General features: G+C 37.2%; 21 protein-coding genes and 1 tRNA gene. 19 read left to right on the top strand and 3 right to left on the bottom strand.

Annotation, left to right across the window (positions count from 1 at the left end; all coding sequences use genetic code 11):
- Positions 1-69 precede the first annotated feature (69 nt).
- From MHB39_RS18805 to MHB39_RS18775, 7 genes are all read left to right on the top strand, one after another.
- On the top strand, positions 70-1,593 hold the full coding sequence (locus tag MHB39_RS18805; RefSeq protein ID WP_342544926.1) for a tetratricopeptide repeat protein: 1,524 nt from the start codon (positions 70-72) through the stop codon (positions 1,591-1,593).
- A 161-nt stretch (positions 1,594-1,754) separates the two neighbouring features.
- Positions 1,755-2,699: a thioredoxin-disulfide reductase gene (gene trxB, locus MHB39_RS18800; RefSeq protein ID WP_342544924.1), complete on the top strand. Its 945-nt coding sequence runs from the start codon at positions 1,755-1,757 to the stop codon at positions 2,697-2,699.
- 348 nt (positions 2,700-3,047) lie between these two features.
- Complete coding sequence (locus tag MHB39_RS18795; protein ID WP_016993558.1) at positions 3,048-3,515, top strand: 8-oxo-dGTP diphosphatase; 468 nt, start codon at positions 3,048-3,050, stop codon at positions 3,513-3,515.
- Positions 3,516-3,524: 9 nt separating this feature from the next.
- Positions 3,525-4,418 carry an RNase adapter RapZ gene (gene rapZ, locus MHB39_RS18790; RefSeq protein ID WP_342544923.1) on the top strand — a complete coding sequence of 298 codons (894 nt, stop codon included), beginning with the start codon at positions 3,525-3,527 and terminating at the stop codon, positions 4,416-4,418.
- Between the two features lie 4 nt (positions 4,419-4,422).
- Positions 4,423-5,418, top strand: a complete 996-nt coding sequence (locus MHB39_RS18785) for a YvcK family protein (protein WP_016993556.1) — start codon at positions 4,423-4,425, stop codon at positions 5,416-5,418.
- Between the two features lie 65 nt (positions 5,419-5,483).
- A complete protein-coding gene (gene whiA / locus MHB39_RS18780; RefSeq protein ID WP_342544920.1) occupies positions 5,484-6,431 on the top strand; it encodes a DNA-binding protein WhiA in 948 nt (315 codons plus the stop codon).
- A gap of 112 nt (positions 6,432-6,543) precedes the next feature.
- On the top strand, positions 6,544-6,801 hold the full coding sequence (locus MHB39_RS18775) for an HPr family phosphocarrier protein (RefSeq protein WP_004228023.1): 258 nt from the start codon (positions 6,544-6,546) through the stop codon (positions 6,799-6,801).
- Between the two features lie 54 nt (positions 6,802-6,855).
- Here MHB39_RS18775 and clpP read toward each other — a convergent pair whose 3' ends face one another.
- Positions 6,856-7,446, bottom strand: a complete 591-nt coding sequence (clpP, locus tag MHB39_RS18770) for an ATP-dependent Clp endopeptidase proteolytic subunit ClpP (protein WP_004228025.1) — start codon at positions 7,444-7,446, stop codon at positions 6,856-6,858.
- A 309-nt stretch (positions 7,447-7,755) separates the two neighbouring features.
- Here clpP and MHB39_RS18765 point away from each other — a divergent pair.
- The 4 genes from MHB39_RS18765 (at position 7,756) to MHB39_RS18750 (ending at position 10,642) form a co-directional block, all read left to right on the top strand.
- A tRNA-Arg gene (locus tag MHB39_RS18765) sits at positions 7,756-7,830 on the top strand.
- A gap of 497 nt (positions 7,831-8,327) precedes the next feature.
- Positions 8,328-9,122: a basic amino acid ABC transporter substrate-binding protein gene (locus tag MHB39_RS18760; protein WP_016993913.1), complete on the top strand. Its 795-nt coding sequence runs from the start codon at positions 8,328-8,330 to the stop codon at positions 9,120-9,122.
- A 90-nt stretch (positions 9,123-9,212) separates the two neighbouring features.
- Positions 9,213-9,923, top strand: coding sequence for an amino acid ABC transporter permease (locus MHB39_RS18755; protein ID WP_004228035.1), 711 nt, complete (start codon positions 9,213-9,215; stop codon positions 9,921-9,923).
- A complete protein-coding gene (locus MHB39_RS18750; protein WP_016993912.1) occupies positions 9,920-10,642 on the top strand; it encodes an amino acid ABC transporter ATP-binding protein in 723 nt (240 codons plus the stop codon). Before MHB39_RS18755 ends, MHB39_RS18750 begins: the two co-directional genes overlap by 4 nt.
- Before the next feature lie 88 nt (positions 10,643-10,730).
- Here MHB39_RS18750 and MHB39_RS18745 read toward each other — a convergent pair whose 3' ends face one another.
- On the bottom strand, positions 10,731-11,345 hold the full coding sequence (locus tag MHB39_RS18745; protein ID WP_036078811.1) for a spore coat protein: 615 nt from the start codon (positions 11,343-11,345) through the stop codon (positions 10,731-10,733).
- Between the two features lie 133 nt (positions 11,346-11,478).
- Here MHB39_RS18745 and MHB39_RS18740 point away from each other — a divergent pair, with 133 nt between their 5' ends.
- From MHB39_RS18740 to MHB39_RS18730, 3 genes are all read left to right on the top strand, one after another.
- Complete coding sequence (locus MHB39_RS18740; protein ID WP_312124166.1) at positions 11,479-12,060, top strand: LemA family protein; 582 nt, start codon at positions 11,479-11,481, stop codon at positions 12,058-12,060.
- Positions 12,060-12,809 (top strand): TPM domain-containing protein, encoded by a 750-nt coding sequence (locus MHB39_RS18735; protein ID WP_312124165.1) that lies wholly within the window; start codon positions 12,060-12,062, stop codon positions 12,807-12,809. Before MHB39_RS18740 ends, MHB39_RS18735 begins: the two co-directional genes overlap by 1 nt.
- 148 nt (positions 12,810-12,957) lie before the next feature.
- Positions 12,958-15,231, top strand: a complete 2,274-nt coding sequence (locus MHB39_RS18730; protein ID WP_339280312.1) for a S9 family peptidase — start codon at positions 12,958-12,960, stop codon at positions 15,229-15,231.
- A 54-nt stretch (positions 15,232-15,285) separates the two neighbouring features.
- Here MHB39_RS18730 and MHB39_RS18725 read toward each other — a convergent pair whose 3' ends face one another.
- The gene (locus MHB39_RS18725) at positions 15,286-16,656 is read right to left on the bottom strand and encodes a PLP-dependent aminotransferase family protein (protein ID WP_342544914.1); all 1,371 of its coding nucleotides are present in this window, start codon (positions 16,654-16,656) and stop codon (positions 15,286-15,288) included.
- A gap of 122 nt (positions 16,657-16,778) precedes the next feature.
- Between MHB39_RS18725 and MHB39_RS18720 the strand changes: the two genes are divergently transcribed.
- From MHB39_RS18720 to gap, 5 genes are all read left to right on the top strand, one after another.
- A complete protein-coding gene (locus MHB39_RS18720; RefSeq protein WP_342544913.1) occupies positions 16,779-17,696 on the top strand; it encodes a DMT family transporter in 918 nt (305 codons plus the stop codon).
- Positions 17,697-17,748: 52 nt separating this feature from the next.
- Entirely contained in the window at positions 17,749-17,982 is a 234-nt protein-coding gene (locus MHB39_RS18715; RefSeq protein ID WP_016994766.1) for a glutaredoxin family protein, read from the top strand.
- Positions 17,983-18,243: 261 nt separating this feature from the next.
- The gene (locus tag MHB39_RS18710; RefSeq protein WP_004228055.1) at positions 18,244-18,366 is read left to right on the top strand and encodes a hypothetical protein; all 123 of its coding nucleotides are present in this window, start codon (positions 18,244-18,246) and stop codon (positions 18,364-18,366) included.
- A gap of 176 nt (positions 18,367-18,542) precedes the next feature.
- Positions 18,543-19,595, top strand: coding sequence for a sugar-binding domain-containing protein (locus tag MHB39_RS18705; RefSeq protein ID WP_016994765.1), 1,053 nt, complete (start codon positions 18,543-18,545; stop codon positions 19,593-19,595).
- 126 nt (positions 19,596-19,721) lie between these two features.
- Positions 19,722-20,738: a type I glyceraldehyde-3-phosphate dehydrogenase gene (gap, locus tag MHB39_RS18700; RefSeq protein WP_016994764.1), complete on the top strand. Its 1,017-nt coding sequence runs from the start codon at positions 19,722-19,724 to the stop codon at positions 20,736-20,738.
- Positions 20,739-21,019: the final 281 nt, after the last annotated feature.

Here is a 21,019-nt window from a genome sequence, read left to right as displayed (position 1 = left end):
GTATAATAGGAGATACTGTGTAAAGGAACGTAAAATACGTTCCTTATTTCTTGTTTCGGAGGAAATATATTGGAAAAGAAACGTCAAAATGAGACTCAATCGAATATAGTGTCGTTCATTCCAACAGGCGACTATTATTATAAGAAATCAATTCAAGCAATGAACAGTGGACAAATGAATAAAGCCTATAAATATTTACAGCGTGCGGTAGATTTAAGCCCCGACGATCCAATGATTATCTTGCAGTTAGCCATAGTAGAGTTAGAAGGTCAACGTTTTGAGGAAGCGTATGATCTACTTCGTCGTGCCTATCAAATTGATCCAGATAATCCAGAAATCATATTTTACATGGCAGAAGTATCAGGATGTGTGGGCATCATGCATGATGCAAAACGCTTTGCTGAAGAATATTTAAAGCTAGAACCTGAGGGTGCTTATGCAGATGAAGCGGCAGAAATATTAGAGTTTGTCGCTTTTGAGCAAGATGATTTTGAAGAGCTTGAAGGCTCTGGTGAGGATTTATATCGTCAGGAGCAAGCTCGTCGTTGCATGGAAAAGGGAGATTTTCCTGAAGCTATTACTATTTTAGAAGATTTAATTGAAGATCGACCAGCATTTTGGTCCGCCTATAATAATCTAGCACTCGCTTATTTTTATGTTGGAGAAGAAGAGCAAGCAAAGGCTCTCTTGCATACAGTGCTACGTGAAAATAAGGGCAATCTACATGCATTATGCAATTTAACGGTGATTGCTTATTATGAAAAAAATGAAGAGGATTTACAAGAACTGTTAAATGTTCTTGTCAAAATTCAACCCTATACTTGGGAGCATCGATATAAACTTGGTGCTACATTAGCCTTAATCGGCCAATATGAATTAGCCTATAAATGGCTGCGCAGTATGCAAAAGAGAGGCTATGTAGGAGATGCAGGATTTTACTTTTGGTTGTCGCATGCTGCCTATTTCTCAGGACATGAGGAGATTTCGAAAAGTGCTTGGGATCAGCTTCTAGAATTAGACCCAGACAAAGAGGGCTTTGAACCTTGGCGTCAACAAGAAAATGAATTTGGGCTTGATGCATTGGAGCATGATCGTGATTTTATTGTTGAAAAATTAGAGAGCACTTATAAAAGTGAGCGCATTTTTGGCTTGTTTTTACTGAAAGGCACAGCGCATAAGCAAGAAATTATTGCCCATCCAAAATGGATTAATATTGAACAATTAGGCTCTTTTGAGAAATTATTTTTGGCTTATGCACTAGGACATGAATTTGATAAGAAAAACAAAGTAGAAGCAAGCTTTTTACGGTCAGTACAGGTTTCAGAAATTTTATTAGAACAGTATGGAAAGCTATCATCATTAATTGTACCTATGTTTCAAATGTGGTTTGTGCTATGTGAACAAGCTTTAGTAGAAAATTATCGTTTTACAAATCCAACAGCAATTGCAGGAGCAAATGATTATTTATTCAGATCTTCACAAATGCTCAAAGTGACAAAAAAGGAAATTGCACAGCAATATGGAGTATCTGTATCTACTTTATCGAAGTATATTGACGAAATCTTAACGTTTTTGCCAAACAGTCATAATTAAAGTATGAGCAACATAGTTGAATAACTTTATACTTTCACATACGATGAACATACTAACGCTAACACCAATTTTTTCGTAGCGTCATTGATCTTCTTCTATAATGACGTTTTGTGTATTGGTTGTATGAAGATAAAAAGTATTCTGTTTAGGGGGAAGTATTTATGTCAGAAGAAAAAATTTATGATGTAGTAATTATTGGTGCAGGTCCTGCTGGGATGACTGCTGCCGTCTATACATCTCGTGCGAATTTGTCAACATTAATGATTGAACGCGGCATTCCGGGTGGACAAATGGCAAACACAGAAGAAGTGGAAAACTACCCAGGTTTTGAGACAATTTTAGGACCAGAGCTTTCTACAAAAATGTTTGAGCATGCTAAAAAATTTGGTGCTGAATACGCCTATGGTGATGTAACGGAAATCATCGATGGAGAAGAATATAAAACAATTAAATCAGGCGCAAAAGAATATAAAACACGTGCTATTATTATTACAACTGGTGCAGAATATAAAAAAATGGGTGTGCCAGGTGAAAAAGAACTTGGTGGTCGTGGTGTCAGCTACTGTGCAGTATGTGATGGTGCATTCTTTAAACAAAAAAATCTTGTTGTCGTAGGTGGCGGAGATTCAGCTGTTGAAGAGGGTGTTTATTTAACTCGCTTTGCAGATAAAGTGACAATTGTCCACCGTCGCGATAAATTACGTGCACAAAAAATTTTACAAGATCGTGCCTTCGCCAATGAAAAAATTGATTTCATTTGGAATGCAACTGTCAAAGAAATCAATGAAGCGAATGGTAGAGTTGGGAGTGTAACACTACAATCAACTGTTGATGGTACAGAATCTGAATTTGCTACAGATGGTGTATTCGTCTATATTGGTATGCTACCTTTAACTAAACCATTTGAATCATTAGGTATTTTAAATGACGCTGGCTATATTTTGACAAATGACACGATGGAAACAAAAATCCCAGGTATCTTTGCAGCTGGAGATGTTCGTGAAAAATCACTTCGTCAAATTGTAACAGCAACTGGTGACGGTAGTATTGCCGCGCAAGCTGTTCAACATTATGTAGAAGAGCTATTAGAGAAGATTAATGCCTAACGTGGCTATTTTAAGGAAAAAAATACAATTTTAATGTGGTTTTAATATTGCTGTAACTTGAATGACATATAAAAGGTGTATGATTAAAAATGTAATTAGCAATCCCCCTTTTATTTTGTTTAGTAGGTTGTTTCCGCCTCCATTAGGTGGGAGCAGCCTACTTTTTTATGTGTAAAAAATCAAATAATAATATCACGAAACACGTAAATTTCGCCCAAGATGAGATGGTTATCTTTGAATAGAACTAAATTGTTAATAGTCTGCGTACAAGAGTTGTAAATGAGGACAAATCTTACAAGGTCTTGTTATAATGAAGAGTAGAATGCAAAAGTGATTAGAGGTGTGCCTATGCAAAGAATTGCAAATTTAATTGCCGTAAAAGACGGTAAAGTATTATTACTTCAGAAACCAAGACGAGGCTGGTATGTAGCTCCAGGAGGGAAAATGGAGAGCGGCGAGTCAATCTTTGAGGCTGCTATTCGTGAGTTTCAAGAAGAGACAAATGTCACACCTTTACATGTTCATTTAAAGGGTGTTTATACGATGATCATTAAAGAAAACAATGATGTAGTGGATGAATGGATGCTCTATACATTTGTTGCAAAGGATGTAGATGGAGTACCATTTGAAGAAACAAGAGAAGGCAAACTTGCATGGCATCCAGTAGAGGATTTAGCACATTTGCCAATGGCTGAAGGAGATCGAACTAATTTACAATTTGCTGTTTCGCAATCAGGCATTCAGTATGGCACGTTTGACTATACAACGGATTTTGAATTACTTCATCAAAAAATACAAATTTCAAAAGAACAATAAAGGAGTTGCATGACAGTGGTGGTTGAAGGCCAACAAAGTACACATGAATTGGTTATTATTACAGGAATGTCTGGGGCTGGGAAAACAGTAGCTATTCAAAGCTTTGAGGATTTAGGGTATTACTGTATTGATAATTTACCACCTGCGTTACTTACAACTTTTTTAACCTTACTAAGGGATTCTGGTAAAAACAGTACTCGAATTGCAGCAGTGATGGATATGCGCGGAGGCGACTTTTTTGATGCTCTAATTGGCGCATTAGACCATATACTAAAAGAAGGCGATATTGTTGCTCGTATTTTATTTTTAGATGCAGATGATGCCACATTAGTCAGACGTTATAAAGAAACAAGACGTGCACATCCATTAGCAGTGAATGGTTTACCTCTAGATGGGATTAAACAGGAACGAGAACTTTTATCTGTCGTAAAAGGTCGTGCCAATTTAGTTTATAACACATCTAACATGAAACCAAAGCAATTACGTGAAAAAATCGTCAAAGAATTTGCGAGTGAGGCAGATACTATTTTTACCGTTAATATTATGTCTTTTGGCTTTAAACATGGAATGCCGATTGATGCAGACTTAGTGTTTGATGTTCGTTTCCTTAAAAACCCGTACTATGTGGAGGAGCTACGTCCAAAAACGGGTCTTCAAACGGAGGTATCTTCTTATGTGTTAGCGTTGGAAGATACACAAATACTAATACAAAAACTAACGGATTTATTAGACTTTATGATTCCGCTCTATCGACAAGAAGGCAAATCACAGCTTGTTATTGCTTTTGGATGTACTGGGGGCCAGCATCGCTCCGTGACATTAGCAGAATTTTTTGGTGCATATTTTGCGGGCAAGGAAAATACGGTTATTACGCATCGTGATATTAATCGTAGAAAGGAATGAGTGAATGGGGAAAAAGCAAACAAAGCTTGTGGTAATTGGTGGTGGCACAGGGCTTTCCACGTTACTTCGCGGGCTGAAGCATCACCCATTTGATATAACTGCTATTGTAACAGTAGCAGATGATGGTGGATCTTCAGGTCGTTTACGTGATGATTATGATATCCCACCACCTGGTGATGTACGCAACGTGATTGCAGCATTATCAGATATTGAGCCCCTTGTAGAGCAAATGTTTCAATACCGTTTTTCGGCATCTGAAGATTTACGAGGCCACTCCTTAGGAAATTTAATGCTTACAGCCCTTACTGATATTACCGGAGATTTCAGTCATGCTATAAGTGAGATGGGAAAGGTTTTAAAAGTTCATGGTCGAGTAATTCCAGCTGCTAATAAAAAAATCACCCTACATGCTGTACTTGATGACGGCTCAATTATAGAGGGCGAATCAAAAATCCCTACAGCGACCAAACGCATTAATCGCGTTTTTTTAGTACCTGAAAATGTGCAACCGTTACCAGAAGCTATTCGTGCAATACTTCGTGCAGACTATATTTTAATAGGACCAGGAAGCCTATATACAAGTATTATTCCGAATTTGCTTGTGAAGGAAATAGGAGAAGCAGTTGTTAAGGCTAAAGGAAGAAAAATATATGTTTGTAATTTAATGACACAAAAGGGCGAAACTATTTCTTATACAGCAGGCGATCATGTAACAGCCATACATAAGCATGTTGGCCATGATTTTATCGATTCCATTTTAGTAAATGATGAAGAACTACCGAACCCTGTAAAAGAATTGTATAAAGAAGAAAGAGCGGAACCAGTAACATTTGACGTAGCAAAGCTTGAAAGTATGGGATTAGAAGTTATTAAACGGGACATTGCTACAATTCGACCAGATGGAACGGTTCGCCATAATGCTACGAATGTTGCGGAATGGCTGGTAGATTATGCTGATATTTACCATCAAAAAGTAAGAGGACCAATAATAGAAACATAATGGCTTTATTGTATATGGTAAGATGAACATATACATAGAAATCATGATTGAAAGGGGGGCGTGATATGTCTTTTGCTTCTGAAACAAAAAAAGAATTGACACAAATAGAAGCGGACGATCATTGTATGAAAGCAGAAGTTTCTGCCCTAATTCGTATGAATGGTTCATTATCCTTTGCAAATAAACAACTAAGCTTAGACGTGCAAACCGAAAACGCTGCAATAGCCAGAAGACTATATACGATTATGAAAAAATTGTATCCGTACAATGTGGAATTACTTGTTCGAAAGAAAATGCGATTGAAAAAAAATAATGTGTATATATGTCGTGTAAGAGAAGGTGCGCGTGAGCTATTAATTAATTTAGAAATCATCTCAGACGACTTTCAATTTAACCATACTATCTCAAGAAAGCTCATTCAAAAGAGTGGCCAAAAAAGAGCTTATTTAAGAGGAGCCTTTTTAGCAGGAGGTTCTGTCAATAATCCAGAAACATCGGCTTATCATTTAGAGGTTTATTCTTTATATAAAGAGCATGGTGAAGCATTAATGGATTTGATGAATGAATTTGAACTCAATGCCAAAACAATCGAACGTAAAAAAGGCTTTGTGACGTACTTAAAGGAAGCGGAAAAAATTTCAGATTTCCTTAATATTGTTGGCGCACATCAGGCTATGATGAAATTTGAAGATGTTCGGATTTTGCGAGATATGCGTAATAGTGTCAACCGTATTGTGAACTGTGAAACTGCCAATTTAAATAAAACCATTGGTGCAGCATTACGGCAGGTAGAGAATATTCGATTTATTGAAAATTCAATTGGTCTTGATCAACTACCAGAGAAGCTTCGTGAAATAGCTCGTCTCCGTGTTGAATACCAAGATGTGACATTGAAAGAGCTTGGTGAAATGGTATCTAGTGGAACGGTTAGTAAATCTGGTGTTAACCATCGATTGAGAAAAATTGATGAGATTGCGGATGCATTAAGGCGTGGTGAAAAAATAGGTGGTTAAGTTATCATACTTTTCAGGTATGAATGTCATGCTAATCGCTTATTGTTCTTTTGCCTGTAAGTAAGGTAAGATAAAACTAATAGATGAACGGTAGTGAAGGGGAGTTTTGAGAATGATTGAGAGAAGAGTCCAGGTTAAATTAAAATTAGGACTACAAGCTAGACAAGCAGCACTATTTGTGCAGGAAGCAAATCGTTTTAGTGCTGATATCTTTCTAGAAAAAGACGAGAAAAAAGTAAATGCCAAATCCATTATGGGTGTCATGAGCTTAGCAGTTGCTAAAGGTACTGAAGTGACTTTAAGCAGTGAAGGTAACGATGCTGAGCAAGCGGTTACAGCGTTGGCAACAATTATTGAAAACGAAGATTAACATTCAATAAATACAAAAGGCATCACAGAGCAATTCTGTGATGCCTTCTCTTTTTTATTTATTATCGCTACGATGCATAATGTGGTCAATTAAGCCATATTCTTTTGCACGTTCAGCAGTCATGAAGTTATCACGATCTGTGTCTCTTGCAATGACTTCAAGTGGTTGACCAGTGCGTTCAGATAAAATGCCATTTAATTTTTCACGTAAGAATAAAATACGTTTAGCAGCAATTTCAATTTCTGTCGCTTGCCCTTGCGCACCACCTAGTGGTTGGTGAATCATAACTTCAGCATTTGGTAAGGCAAAACGTTTACCAGGTTCTCCAGCTGCAAGTAGGAAAGCACCCATTGATGCAGCCATACCAATACAAATTGTTTGTACCTGTGGTTTAATAATTTGCATTGTGTCATAGATTGCCATACCAGCCGTAATGGATCCGCCAGGTGAATTAATGTAAAGAGAGATATCTTTATCTGGATCTTCTGCTTGTAGGAAAAGAAGCTGAGCGACAATGGAGTTGGCAACATTGTCATCAATGGCACTTCCTAAAAGGATAATACGGTCTTTAAGTAGACGTGAATAAATGTCATATGCACGCTCACCACGACTAGTTTGTTCAATAACTGTAGGAATTAAATTCATGTTAAATCCTCCTTAAAAAGCTAAATTCGAATACCTTTGCTGAAAATTTTCCTTTGTATTTCAGCTGTATCCTTATCATACACATTATAGTCAGGGAAGGTCAAATATTAACCCTGCTAAAGTGAAATTAAAAAAAATAAATTGTTTTTGCAATCTATGGTTGAATTATATAGGATAGGCTTGTATAATGATTAAGGTTATAAGGTTTAAAGTACAGAACACTATTTTGCAGGTATGCTTCAAAAATGAGGGTTATCTACATCATGCTTTTCGTAAGCCTAGAGTGAGTACTTTTTTTTTGTGTCTTTTGCCCTCGTGGTGTAATGGATAACACGTAAGATTCCGGTTCTTGCACTGGGGGTTCGATTCCCTCCGAGGGCGCCATTTTACTGATTAATTGATATACTGTTATAGCTCATCTCCTAATAAGTAGTTTAGCAGCCTGCTTACTGGAGATCGAGAGGAAGAATAGGGAATACTGTCCTAGTTGGCATTATTCCCCTATTTATTCCTTTCAAACCTTCAAAAAAGCAACAACTCCAAATTATTTTTTAGTGAACATACTGTACGTGAGACTAGCAATAGTCGAAAAAAAAGAATCCTATCTGAGGGGATTCTTTTTTTTTGCCTAAATTTATCGAAATTTGGCATGGTTCTCATTGTATATATATTAGTTTTAGGTTTATTTTCTTGTTATTTATACATGTTTTTTCAAATTATATGAATTTCATATAAATTTATATGAAAAAATATTTAGTTTTATGCGAAAAGTTGTTGTCTAAATACTATAATGTTAATATAATTGACCTAATAGTCTAACATTTCCGAATTGCGAAAAATAATACGTAATTTGGAAAATTATCGAACTAGGGGGAAATATAATGAAAAAAACAGGTTGGATGTTACTGATGATTATTGCGGCATTAACATTAGCGCTTGCAGGATGTGGTACAAAAGATGGGGCATCTTCAGGTAGCTCTTCTTCAGAAGATGGTGGAGATGGCAAAAAGGTCTATAAAGTAGGTACTGAGGCCACTTTTGCACCATTTGAATCTGTTGACGATTCAGGGAAAATTGTAGGGATTGATGTCGATATTCTACAAGCAATTGCAGATGAGATGGACTTTGAGGTTGAGTGGAATAATATTGGATGGGAGCCAGTGTTCCAAACAATTAAAAACGGTGAAACAGATATCGGTGCTTCAGGGATCACAATTACGGAAGAACGTAAAGAATCATTTGATTTTACAGAACCATACTATGAGTCTCAGTTATTAATTGTTGTGAAAGAAGATTCAAAAATTAAATCTCTTGATGAATTAAAAGATAAAAAAGTATCAGTACAAATTAATGCTACTGGTCATATGGCGGCGAAAAAGCTTCAAGGGGAAGCAAGTACAAATATTATGGCTTTTGAAAGTCAGCCAATCGCTATTCAAGAGATGCTAAATGGTAATGTTGATGCAGCTATCGGAGATAACGCAGTCGTTTATGAATATATTAAGGCTCATCCAGATCAAAAACTAAAAGTAATTGAAGATGACGCATTCGAAAAAGAATACTATGGCTTCATGGTTCAAAAAGGCAATAAAGAATTACTAGATAAATTAAACGAAGGTCTTAAAAAGATTAAAGAAAACGGTAAATTAAAAGAAATTACAGGTACTGATTTTTAGTAAGAAATGAATGACATGATGCTACTAACATAGTAACTGTGCTAACGGCTCATTTATTAATCGTAATTTAAAGGGGAATGGGGTTTTCGGATGGACATCTTTGACTTACGCTGGGACATTGTCTGGAACTACCGAGATATGTTTATACGAGGTATTGGCGTAACACTTATTTTGACACTTAGTGGTTATTTTGGCGGTATTCTATTAGGGCTATTTTTAGGCCTTGGAAAATTATCGAGTAAAAAATGGATCTATTGGCCATCTAAACTATATATCGATTTATTCCGTGGAACACCGATGCTTGTACAAATCTTGTTAATTCACTTAGCAGTTATTCCAACAATTTTTGGTCATTCTTTAGGCTATATGGTATCAGGGATTACAGCGCTTATTTTAAACTGTGCTGCTTATAATGCAGAAATTTTCCGTGCAGGGATCCAAAGTATTGCAAAAGGACAAATGGAGGCTGCTCGCTCTCTTGGATTAACGCATAACCAAGCGATGCGTAAGGTCATTTTACCTCAAGCATTTAGACGGATGATTCCACCATTAGGAAATGAATTTATCGCATTATTAAAAGATTCTTCACTCGTAACAGTAATTGCAGCACCAGATATTTTATACGCTAGTAAGGTCGTAGCTGGTGCAAGCTTCCGCTTCTGGGAACCGTATATCGTTGCAGCATTATTATATTTAGTTTTAACATATGGTGTAACGAAAATTGTGGCATTTATCGAGAAACGATTTAGCAATAGCTATGTCCCTCGTAAAGCTAAGGTAGAAGGGCGGGAAGCTAGATGATAAAAATTGAAAACCTACACAAATACTTTGGCAAGCTTGAAGTATTAAAAGGAATCGATTATGAAATTCAAGAAAAACAAGTTGTCTGTGTTATTGGGCCGTCTGGTTCAGGAAAAAGTACATTTCTCCGTTGCATCAATATGTTAGAAGAAGTAACGGATGGTGCTATTTATATTGAAAATGTAAAAATTAACGACCCTAAAACGAATATCAATGAAATTCGCGCTGAAGTAGGTATGGTGTTCCAACAATTTAACTTATTCCCGCATATGACTGTTATTGATAATGTTACAATGGCACCTATGCAAATTCGTAAAATGAGTCGTACAGACGCAGAGGCTCTAGGACATGAACTATTAAAAAAGGTTGGCCTCGATAGCAAGGCATATAATTATCCTGAGCAGCTATCAGGTGGTCAGCAACAGCGTGTGGCAATTGCTCGTGCCTTAGCAATGAAGCCAAAAGCTATTTTATTTGACGAACCAACTTCAGCACTTGACCCTGAAATGGTAAAAGAGGTGCTAGATGTTATGAAAAATCTAGCAGCTGAAGGGATGACAATGGTTGTTGTGACACATGAAATGGGCTTTGCCCGTGAAGTAGGCGATCGAGTGGTCTTCATGGATGGGGGCTATATTGTAGAAGAAGGTTCTCCAGAGGAACTATTCGGCAATCCACAAAGCGACCGTACGAAGGCGTTTTTAGGAAAAGTATTATAAAACTGAAAAAGCGAACGACATACTTGTTCGCTTTTTTGTACTAAAAAAGTAGTCCATGGTGTGAGTATTCACCATGGACTGTTTTTATTTAATGAAGGGGATTAGATGTTGTGTCGTATGCATTCAGCATCGCTTGCATATCCTGTTGAGAGTACTGAGGCACCTGATAATAGCCGTGTTTATTTTGATAAATGGATAATTCGTATCCCATTTCGATACAGTTAGGAATACTATCCGCAACAACGCGACGAACTACAGGGTTTGTTGTCTCCAACGCAGCAGTTGTCATGCATTTTGCTGCTCCTTTTTGAGCGCCAAGTAAAAATCCAGAAATAGCTTCATCATTGATTTCATTTGCGTTTTGCATTGGCTTTTTTGGTTGACCAGGATTTAGGCCATATTTGAAGTCATTTCCTGTTTCCATTTGGTAGCGTCCTGTTGGAACAGATGGATCGTGTCCTGTTTTGAAGGATTCTACGATCGTATTGTACATACCAAGAGTGAAATTATATTGGCGATCCAAAATATTGAGTAATTCAGGATCTTTTACATGGGGACGCAAAATAATCGCTTGGTTCATACCTGCAATAATTTCGCCAATTGTTTCATGCATGTCCATCATTTCATGTCCACCATGATTTAGGCTATGTTGTTGATTGAAATTTGTTTGGTTTGATGATTCATTGTAAAACGATTGTGACAAAAAAAACGCCTCCTCAATAATTTTTTGTTGCAGTATTTAGTATGTCGTGTCAATTCAATTTCATACGGTATAAATGTAAAGGTAAAAATGTAGACTAAAGTTAGAAGGAAATGCAAGTCAAGGAGGCTTAAAATTGAAAAAGTTACTTGGACCAATTGGAATAATTGTCATCATTCTTGTTGTAATCGCCTTATTATTTATACCTAAATATAATAGCCTGGTGACAGCCGAGGAAAATGTTGATTCTAAATGGGCACAAGTTGAAAATCAGCTCCAACGTCGCTATGATTTGATTCCCAATCTAGTGGAATCTGTGAAAGGCTATGCGAGTCATGAGCAAGAGGTGATAGCGAATATTACGCAGGCACGTGCACAAATGGGAAGTGCAAGAACACCAGAGGAGCAAGCTGTTGCCAATGATGCTTTAACTGGCGCTCTTAGTCGTTTACTAGTAGTTGTAGAAAATTATCCAAACTTAAAGGCAGATGCAAACTTCCGCCAGTTAATGGATGAGCTAGCAGGTACCGAAAATCGTCTAGCTGTAGCACGTGAGGATTACAATAATGAGGTGCAACAATTCAATAAACATGTTAAACGTTTCCCGGGGAATTTAATGGCAGGAATGTTTGGCTTCGAACAAAAAGAATACTTTAAAGCCGCAGCAGGAGCTGACAAAGCACCATCTATCGACTTTAACCAATCGGGTACCCATTAATGAAACGTTGCATTGTACAGATGATCATCGTTTGTTCGGTGCTTCTTTTTTTCTCAAATCTAGCGAAAGCAACGATGCCGTCACCTATGAAAAATACGTATATACATGACTTTGCTAATGTCATTTCGGCGAATGTCAAAGAAGAGATAAATCATTATTCCGAGCAATTGGATCAAGGCACAGGGGCTGAAATCATGGTTGTCACAATTGATAGTCTTCATGGACAAGAACCGAAAATGTATGCGACAAAATTGATTCGTTCATGGGGCATAGGAGATAAGGAAAAAAATAACGGTGTCTTGATTTTAGCTACCTTTGGTCAAGGGGAAGGAAATAACGACGTTGTAATTGCAGTGGGCCAGGGATTAGAAGGAGCATTACCAGATGGTAAATTAGGACGCATTTTAGATAATGCATTTTATCCCTCGGCAAGTACGGGTAATTTAGATCAAGCTTTTCAAGCAACCTATTCTGAAGTTTTTCGCGCTGTTGCCCAAGAGTATAATTGGAACGGTGATATGCCATCGCAAACAAACGAAGAGGAAGACATGCCCACTTGGTTAATTATCCTAATCATTATCATTGTCCTTATTTTTTATACGTTCTTTTCGAAAGGTGGCGGAGGTCCTCGTGCTGGAGGCTATGGCGGTTATCCTGGTAGTTTTGGTGGAGGACGTTCGAGTAGAGGCGGCTTTGGTGGATTTGGTGGTGGATCTTCTGCTGGTGGCGGAGCAAGCAGGAAATTTTAATAGAGGTAGTGGCGAACTAATCTGTTTAGTTCGCTTTCATTATGGCTTAAATAATAGCCTCTCAATTATTGACAATAATGCTAGAATTGGTATAATTTAAATATATCGACAATCGATATAACGTAAACGGATATAGGGAGGAATCATTTTGAAAAAAAGATTTTTATCTGCATCGTTAGCAATTATTTTATCAACCTCTGTAGTTATTCCTGCAACAATGCAAGAAGTCCGTGCTGCAAATGAAACTAATAGCACAGTAACAGCACAAGAAGAACGTGTGTCAGCGCAGGAATTTTTGAATTTAGCTGTAACAACTTTAACATTCCAGCACGGATCAGATTCAATGCGTCAACAAATTATTGATAAATGGGTAAAGGCTGGAGAATTCACAGATTTAAGTTTGACAATTAAACGTGATGAAGCGGCTCGTATTTTAGTTAGAGCGTTAAATAAAGAAGAAAAAGAAGCTTCACTTGCTGACTATTTAGAGAAAGCCAATAAGATTGGTCTATTTAATGGCTTATCATTAAATACAGAAGCAATGTCCAAACAAGATGCAGTAAAAATATTAAACAATGCAAAACAAATAAAAAATGGTTCCAATCATGAAGGTGTAAAGGAAATTTCAGTTGAAGACTTTATGAAAAATCCTGGTAATTTCGGTTATGAACTTTCACCAGATGGCAATTACATTACTTACTCCTCTGCTTGGGAGAATAGAGCGAATGTTTTCGTGAAAAAGATGAATGATGATAGTGAGCCTGTTCGTGTTTCGAATTCAAAAGATCGGGATGTCGCAGGATTTTTCTGGAAGGATAATAATTTACTATATTTAAAGGATAAAGGTGGAGATGAGAACTTCCATATTTATTCTACAACATTTAATGGCTCTGAGGAAAAAGATCTAACGCCATATCCAAATGTCACAGTTGGGGTATTAAGTGGCCTACAGGGTGTTAAAGATGAAATACTTATCATGATGAATAAGGAAGATGCAACAGTTTTTGATGTCTACAAGCTGAATGTAAAGACTGGTGAAACAACGCACGTTGCAAAAAATCCAGGTAATATTACGAGCTGGCTAGCGGATCGCAATGGCAATGTGCGAATTGCTGTAGCTTCAGATGGTGTGGAAGGCACGATTCTTTATCGAGATTCTGAAAAGGATGAATTCAAGCCATTTATTGAAATGAAAGCTGGAGATGAAGTAATGCCACTAGCTTTCTCAAAAGACAATCAATACATTTATGCTACATCAAACAAAGGTAGAGACAAAGTTGAAGTTGTGAAATACGACTTAAAAGGTAATGAAGAAGTAATTATGTCGAATGATCAAGTAGATGTTTCTGGTGTCTTATATAGTGCCGAACACGATAAATTGCTATATGGTGCGTATGTAACAGATAAACCACATTACCAATTCTTTGACGAGAACTTTGAAAAGCTTTTCCGTAAAATCCAAAGCAAGCTGAATGTGCATGAAAGTGAGCTTGGTATCAATGATTACAATAAAGAAATGACAAAATTTATTGTGAGCGTTTCAAGTGATACTGTCTATGGAAAATATTATTACTACGATTCTACAACAGATGAATTAACTGAGTTGGCCACTTTAAGCCCTTGGTTAAATCCGAATGAACTTGCAGAAATGCATCCAATTTCATATAAGAGCCGAGATGGTTTAACGATTAATGGCTATTTAACTTTACCGAAAAATAAAGAAGTGAAAGATCTCCCTCTTATTGTCAATCCACATGGTGGACCATGGGCACGTGATATGTGGGGCTTCAATCCAGAAGTACAATTATTAGCTAATCGTGGCTATGCAGTGCTTCAGGTGAATTTCCGTTCGTCAACTGGATATGGTAAAGAGTTCCTTCAGGCTGGTAATAAGCAATGGGGTCTGAAGATTCAAGATGATATTACTGATGGTGTACAATGGGCAATTGACCAGGGCATTGCAGACCCTGATCGCATTGGTATTTATGGAGCATCATTTGGTGGTTATGCAACATTAGCGGGTATTACGTATACACCTGATCTATATGCTGCTGCAGTTGATTATGTAGGGGTATCTAACATATTTACATTATTAAATACCATCCCTCCTTACTGGGAAACTATGCGTAACATGTTTTATGAGCGTGTAGGCCATCCAGAGAAAGACAAAGAATTGTTAACTGCTGTTTCACCTGTTTTCCATGCAGATAAAATCAAAACACCTTTATTTGTCGCTCAAGGAGCAAATGACCCACGTGTGAACAAAGCAGAATCCGATCAAATTGTGGAAGCCTTACGCGCTAGAGGTGTGGAGGTAGAGTACATGCTAAAAGATAATGAAGGACATGGCTTCGCAAATGAAGAAAATAGAATTGAATTCTATAATGCCATGGTAAAATTCTTCGATAGTCATTTAAAATAACTTAAAACAAAAGGCATTGATGTGTAGCTTGCTCACAATCAATGCCTTTTTTAATTACAATAGGTGAATGGAATTTGGATAGCGCATTTTACGTTTAAATGATGAAATGCAAAGTGCTAGCTCCTGAATACCAGTATAAATTAATTGTTCATCTACCTGAGAAATACTTAAACGAATAAGATTATCCTTTTTAAATTCTGGTAGAAACATTCTAGCAACGTCATCCATCAATATATTTTTTTCCTTTAATAAATGAACCACCTGCCTAGCACTTACATTATCAGGAAGAACAATAGAAAGATAAAAGCCTGATACTGGTTTCGTATAGTTAGTAGAGGTGGGAAGTAATGATTCGCAAGCCTCCTGTAAAACGCTCATTTTTCTTATATAAAGCTCTTTAATCTTTTTAATATGGCTATGAAACATACCGCTTTTTAAATAAATGTCTAAGGCACCCTGCGAGAGAACAGAGCTATTGAAATCAGCACTAAATTTATAACGTAGAAAATGATTTGTCATTATAGTGGGAAGAACGACTGTCGCTACTCTTAAACCTGGAAGAAATACTTTTGAAAAGCTTTTAATATAAATAACTCTACCAGAGGGATTAAAAGAAAATAACGGATCCGCTTTTGTGTTAGGATCTAAATCTCCTAAAAAATCATCCTCCACAATATAAACATCATATTTGTCTGCTAATTCCACAATCTTTCTTTTTTCGTCATTTGTATAGCTATGACCAAGAGGATTATGGAATCTCGGGACAGTATAGAAAAACTTAATGTCATTATTGCGAAAAATATAGTCAAGACGATCTAAATCAATGCCCTCCATTGTTAAATCAATCCCAAAAGTTGTAGCTTGTTGTAGATGGACAGATTCTATAAAACCAAAATAGGTAGGTTGTTCTATTAATATATTATTTTTACCATTCGGAAAAGGCATCGCCGCTAGTAAATGTAATGCTTGCTGTGAGCCCGAGACAATAAATAATCGATCAGGTTCAGTAAAGACCTGTAAATCCTGCAGATACTTAGCCAATTGTACACGTAGCGAGTAAAGCCCTTGCTGATCACTATAACTAAATAATTCTTCTTTATATGTGTCAATAGCTTGATTGATGCAATGCTGAAATTCAATATAGGGCATAATGCTTTTGTCTGGACCAGCAGATAAAAAATCAATAACTTGTTGGTGTGTACTCGGTTGCTCTATGTTATTCACAACATAGTAGCCACTTTTAGGTTTGGAAAAAATAAGATGCTCCTTTTCTAACTCATTATAAGCTCTTATCACTGTATTTTTACTGCAGGAAAATTTCTCAGACAGTTGTCGTACGGAAGGTAGTTTACTGCCTGCAATGAGCACACCATTAGCAAGCTGCTCTTTAATGTTCTCTACAACCTCTACATATTTTGCAATCATCGTCCTTCCTCCTTTATCTGTACCAGGACAGTTGGCAGAAAATTCTGTTCATTTTAGAGATAGTACCGATTACTATGGATTATACCAGGGACAGATGGAGAGGAAAATGAAAGGATGAGCACATGCAGGATAAAAGAAAAGAAAAAATAGGTATGCTGTTAGGATTTGTGGGGGTAATTTGTTTTAGTCTAACGTTACCCGCAACAAGTACAGCTGTACCATACTTTGGAGCGACAATTGTAGGATTGGGGAGAGCTGTCATCGCGGCGTTCATAGTAGCCATCGTTTTACTTGTAAGAAAAGAAAGACTACCGAATGCTAGACAATTTAAAAGCTTGATAATAGTATCCTTTGGGGCAGTATTAGGATTTCCTTTACTTACATCTTGGGCAATGACAAGGCTGCCAGTTACACATGGCGCAATCGAATTAGCACTTTTACCTTTAGCGACTGCGGGCTTTGCTTTATTCAGAGCAGGTGAACGTCCCTCATTTAAGTTTTGGTTATCGAGTGTTATTGGGGCTATAGCAGTTATTATTTATGCTAGCTTTTTAGGCTTAGGACAATTACATATGGCAGATCTAGCATTATTAGCAGCAGTTGTAATATTAGGTCTTAGCTATGCAGAAGGAGGACAGTTAGCGAAGGAATTAGGGAGCTGGCAGGTTATTGCTTGGGCTATTTTGCTGGCGGCTCCCTTTTTTATTGTCCCTGTCATTTCCCAATTTTCCTTGGAAATGCTACATGCCCCTCTTACAGCGTGGGTTAGCCTATTATATTTAGCTGTTGTCAGTCAGTTTTTAGCATATGTTGCTTGGTATGGTGGAATGGCTTTAGGAGGTATTGCAAGAGTTAGTCAGATCCAATATTTACAGCCATTTTTAATGATTCTTTTTGCTACGCTATTTTTAAATGAATCCATCTCTTGGTTTACGATCGTCGTGGCAATGATTGTCGTGATTTCCGTCATTGTTGGCAAAAATACAGCCATTACAAAGAAGGATACTAAGAAAGCTCAAATAAACATCATCAAAGAATAGTAGCCATTTCTTCATTGCCACATCGTTTATAATAAAGGAGGAGGTGCTATCTATGAAAATTAAATTTTTTAGTAGGGCGAATTGTCCTTTATGTGTAGAAGGGCTACAGACATTACAGCTTGTTCAGGAAGATGTTCTATTTGATATTGAAATAATTGATATAGAGCAGGATGATCGCATACATGAAAAATATATGCTAATGATTCCGGTAGTTGAAAAAGATGGTGTCGTCATTCAGTATGGTAATTTAGATTATGCCACGTTAATGGAGCGATTAGGCAGTTAATCTACTGAAAGTATAAAGAGTTATTAACGGTATAAATGACTTTATTATTAGCTGTCATTCTCACAATTCACAAATTGTTCAATGAAAGCGGTTTGAATTTGAACAGTTTGTGAAGACCTTCACATTAGACTTTCTTTTCCTAAAAATCGGAGTAGAATAGGTATCAAGTAAGAAGTTGTTATAAAACAGTTTAGCAAATGTATCACAAATTTTAGTGGTTGTTATATTACAAAAATGAATGAAGTGAAGGGAGATTTTACAATGTGGGTAATTACAGTATTTGAGAAAAAGGACGTTCGTATTTTTGAATTTACAAATAAAACTGAAGCAACAAAAGCTTTAGAAGGTTTTAAAAAGAACGCGATTTTATCTTTCACTAAATAAGTTCAACAAAGTCTTGTAGCTGTTTTTATAGCTATGAGGCTTTTTTTTTATCCAGAACAAGACAACTACTTGCACTTTAAAACAATGCATATTATAATAAAACCATAAGTGGGACACAAAATAATTAAGTGGGTTAAAAACAAACCCACCACTATTAATTAGGGGAGTAGATAGATATGTTAACTGTTCCAGAGGCGCAGCAAAGGCTACTTCCTGAAATGTATCCGCTTCTGCAAGCAAGATATCGAATTTTGCAAGCCGTTCAACTTATGCAACCAATCGGGCGACGTACGCTAGCCGATTCACTGAAAATGACAGAAAGAGAAATACGCAAAGAAACTGATATTTTACGTGAACAAGGGTTATTAGATGCGCAAAAGTCGGGTATGGTATGTACAGATGATGGTGAAATAGTCATTGAAAAATTAAGAGCCATCGTTTATGAATGGGCTGGTTTAACCCAGCTTGCAAAAGTGCTTGAAAGCCACTTGGGCATCCAACGTGTAGTCGTAGTTCCTGGTGATTACAATGAGGATCAGACAATCCTAACCATGCTTGGCAAAGAAGCAGCATTGCAATTTATGTCGACTGCTTTTGATGAGCAAGTTGTAGCTGTCACTGGTGGAAAATCTGTTGCCTCTCTTGCGCAGTTTTTACATCCTTTAGACGGACAAAAGCATATCACCTTTGTAGCTGCACGCGGGGGGATTGGACATGAAATGCAAATGCAGGCCAATACACTTGTTGCAACATTTGCCATGCAAATGGAAACTCAGTACCGTACTTTATTTTTACCAGAGCATTTAAGTGAGCAAGCTTATCAAGCGATGTTAACAGAGCCGATGGTAACAGAAATGATGGCCTTCTATGATCAAGCAGATTGCGTCATTCATGGGATTGGCTCCGCAGAGGAAATGGCGATTCGTCGTAACTCATCTCCTGAGGATTTGCGAATTCTTGAGGAAAAAGGCGCTGTAAGTGAGGCTTTCGGTTATTATTTCAATGCCGATGGAGAAATAGTACATCGCATACGCACAATTGGTATCCAGCTTGAGCAGGTACAAAACAGTGAGCAGGTCATTGCAGTTGCAGCAGGCAAAAAGAAGGTCAATGCAATGCTTTCTTATTTTAAAGTAGCACCTAAGCAAACCATATTTGTAACAGATGAAGCAGCGGCCAAAGCAATTGCTGCTAAAATATCTTCTATAGAAAATAAGCATCTTGAATGATGGCAAAGTTGTAAACATGTCACTCGATCTCAGAAAGTGCTAAAGCATTTTTTGAATGAGCATAAAGTAAATTTTGATGTCTCTATTCATAGAGACAAACATCACACATTATTGGAGGAATTAACAATGGCATTAAAATTAGCGATTAATGGATTTGGACGTATTGGACGTTTAGTATTTCGTGAGGCAATGAAGCATGATGAATTTGAAGTAGTAGCCGTAAACGACTTAACAGATGCTGGTCAGCTTGCGCACTTATTGAAATATGATTCAGTACACGGTATCTATGATGCTGAAGTCAATGCAGATGAAGATTCTTTCGTAGTAAATGGTCAACGTGTAAAAGTATATGCTGAAAAAGATCCTGCACAATTACCGTGGGGCGAATTAGGCGTAGATGTAGTGCTTGAATGTACCGGTCGATTCCGTTCAATGGAAGAAGTAGGCAAGCATATTGAAGCAGGGGCGAAAAAAGCGATTCTATCAGCACCAGCAAAAGGAGCAATGCCTACATTTGTTATGGGTGTAAACCATGAGGATTATAACCCAGCAACTGATGATGTGATCTCCAATGCTTCTTGTACAACAAACTGTCTGGCACCAGTAGCTAAAATACTTGATGAGAAATTTGGCATCGAACGCGGTATGATGACAACAATTCACTCTTATACAAATGACCAACGAATTCTAGACTTCCCACACTCTGATCCACGTCGTGCACGTGCTGGAGCGGTGTCTATGATTCCAACAACAACAGGCGCAGCAGTAGCTGTATCAAAAGTATTGCCACAATTAAAAGGTAAGCTAGATGGCTTCTCTATGCGTGTGCCAACACCTAACGTATCATGTGTTGACTTAGTTGTAGAGCTAAAAGCAGATGTATCGAAAGAAACGATTAATGCAGCATTAAAAGAAGCTTCTGAAAATGAGTTAAAAGGCATTTTAGATTACAATGAGCTACCATTAGTTTCAATTGATTATAATGGTAACCATCATTCTTCTACGGTAGACGGCCTTTCAACAATGGTGTTAGAAAACAAAATGGTGAAGGTTTTAGCTTGGTATGATAACGAAATTGGTTACTCTACTCGCTTAATGGACCTAGCTTTATACATTGCTGAACAAGGCTTAAACCATAAATAAGTATCATATTTCGACATTTTGAGTAAAAAGTGTGACATATTACTGCTTTTTATGCACAAAAAGTATAGCCTTTATAATATCGAATAGATATAATATACAAGGGTATTGGGAGTAAGGGATAACCCTTACTCCTTTTTTCTAGATTCAGCAGAAAACATCCACCTTTATAGGTGGTGAGATGCATACACAAATGACTTTCTTGGTTCATTGGTGTCCGATCACGACTGAATCAAGATAAAAGCCTCAGCGAATGTCACGGATTTTGAAAAGGAATGTTTCGA

This window comes from Lysinibacillus sp. FSL K6-4013, assembly GCF_038630435.1.
Classification (GTDB): Bacteria; Bacillota; Bacilli; order Bacillales_A; family Planococcaceae; genus Lysinibacillus; species Lysinibacillus boronitolerans.
Note: the sequence above shows the minus strand (reverse complement) of the source record. Positions and strands in the feature narration are given on the sequence as shown.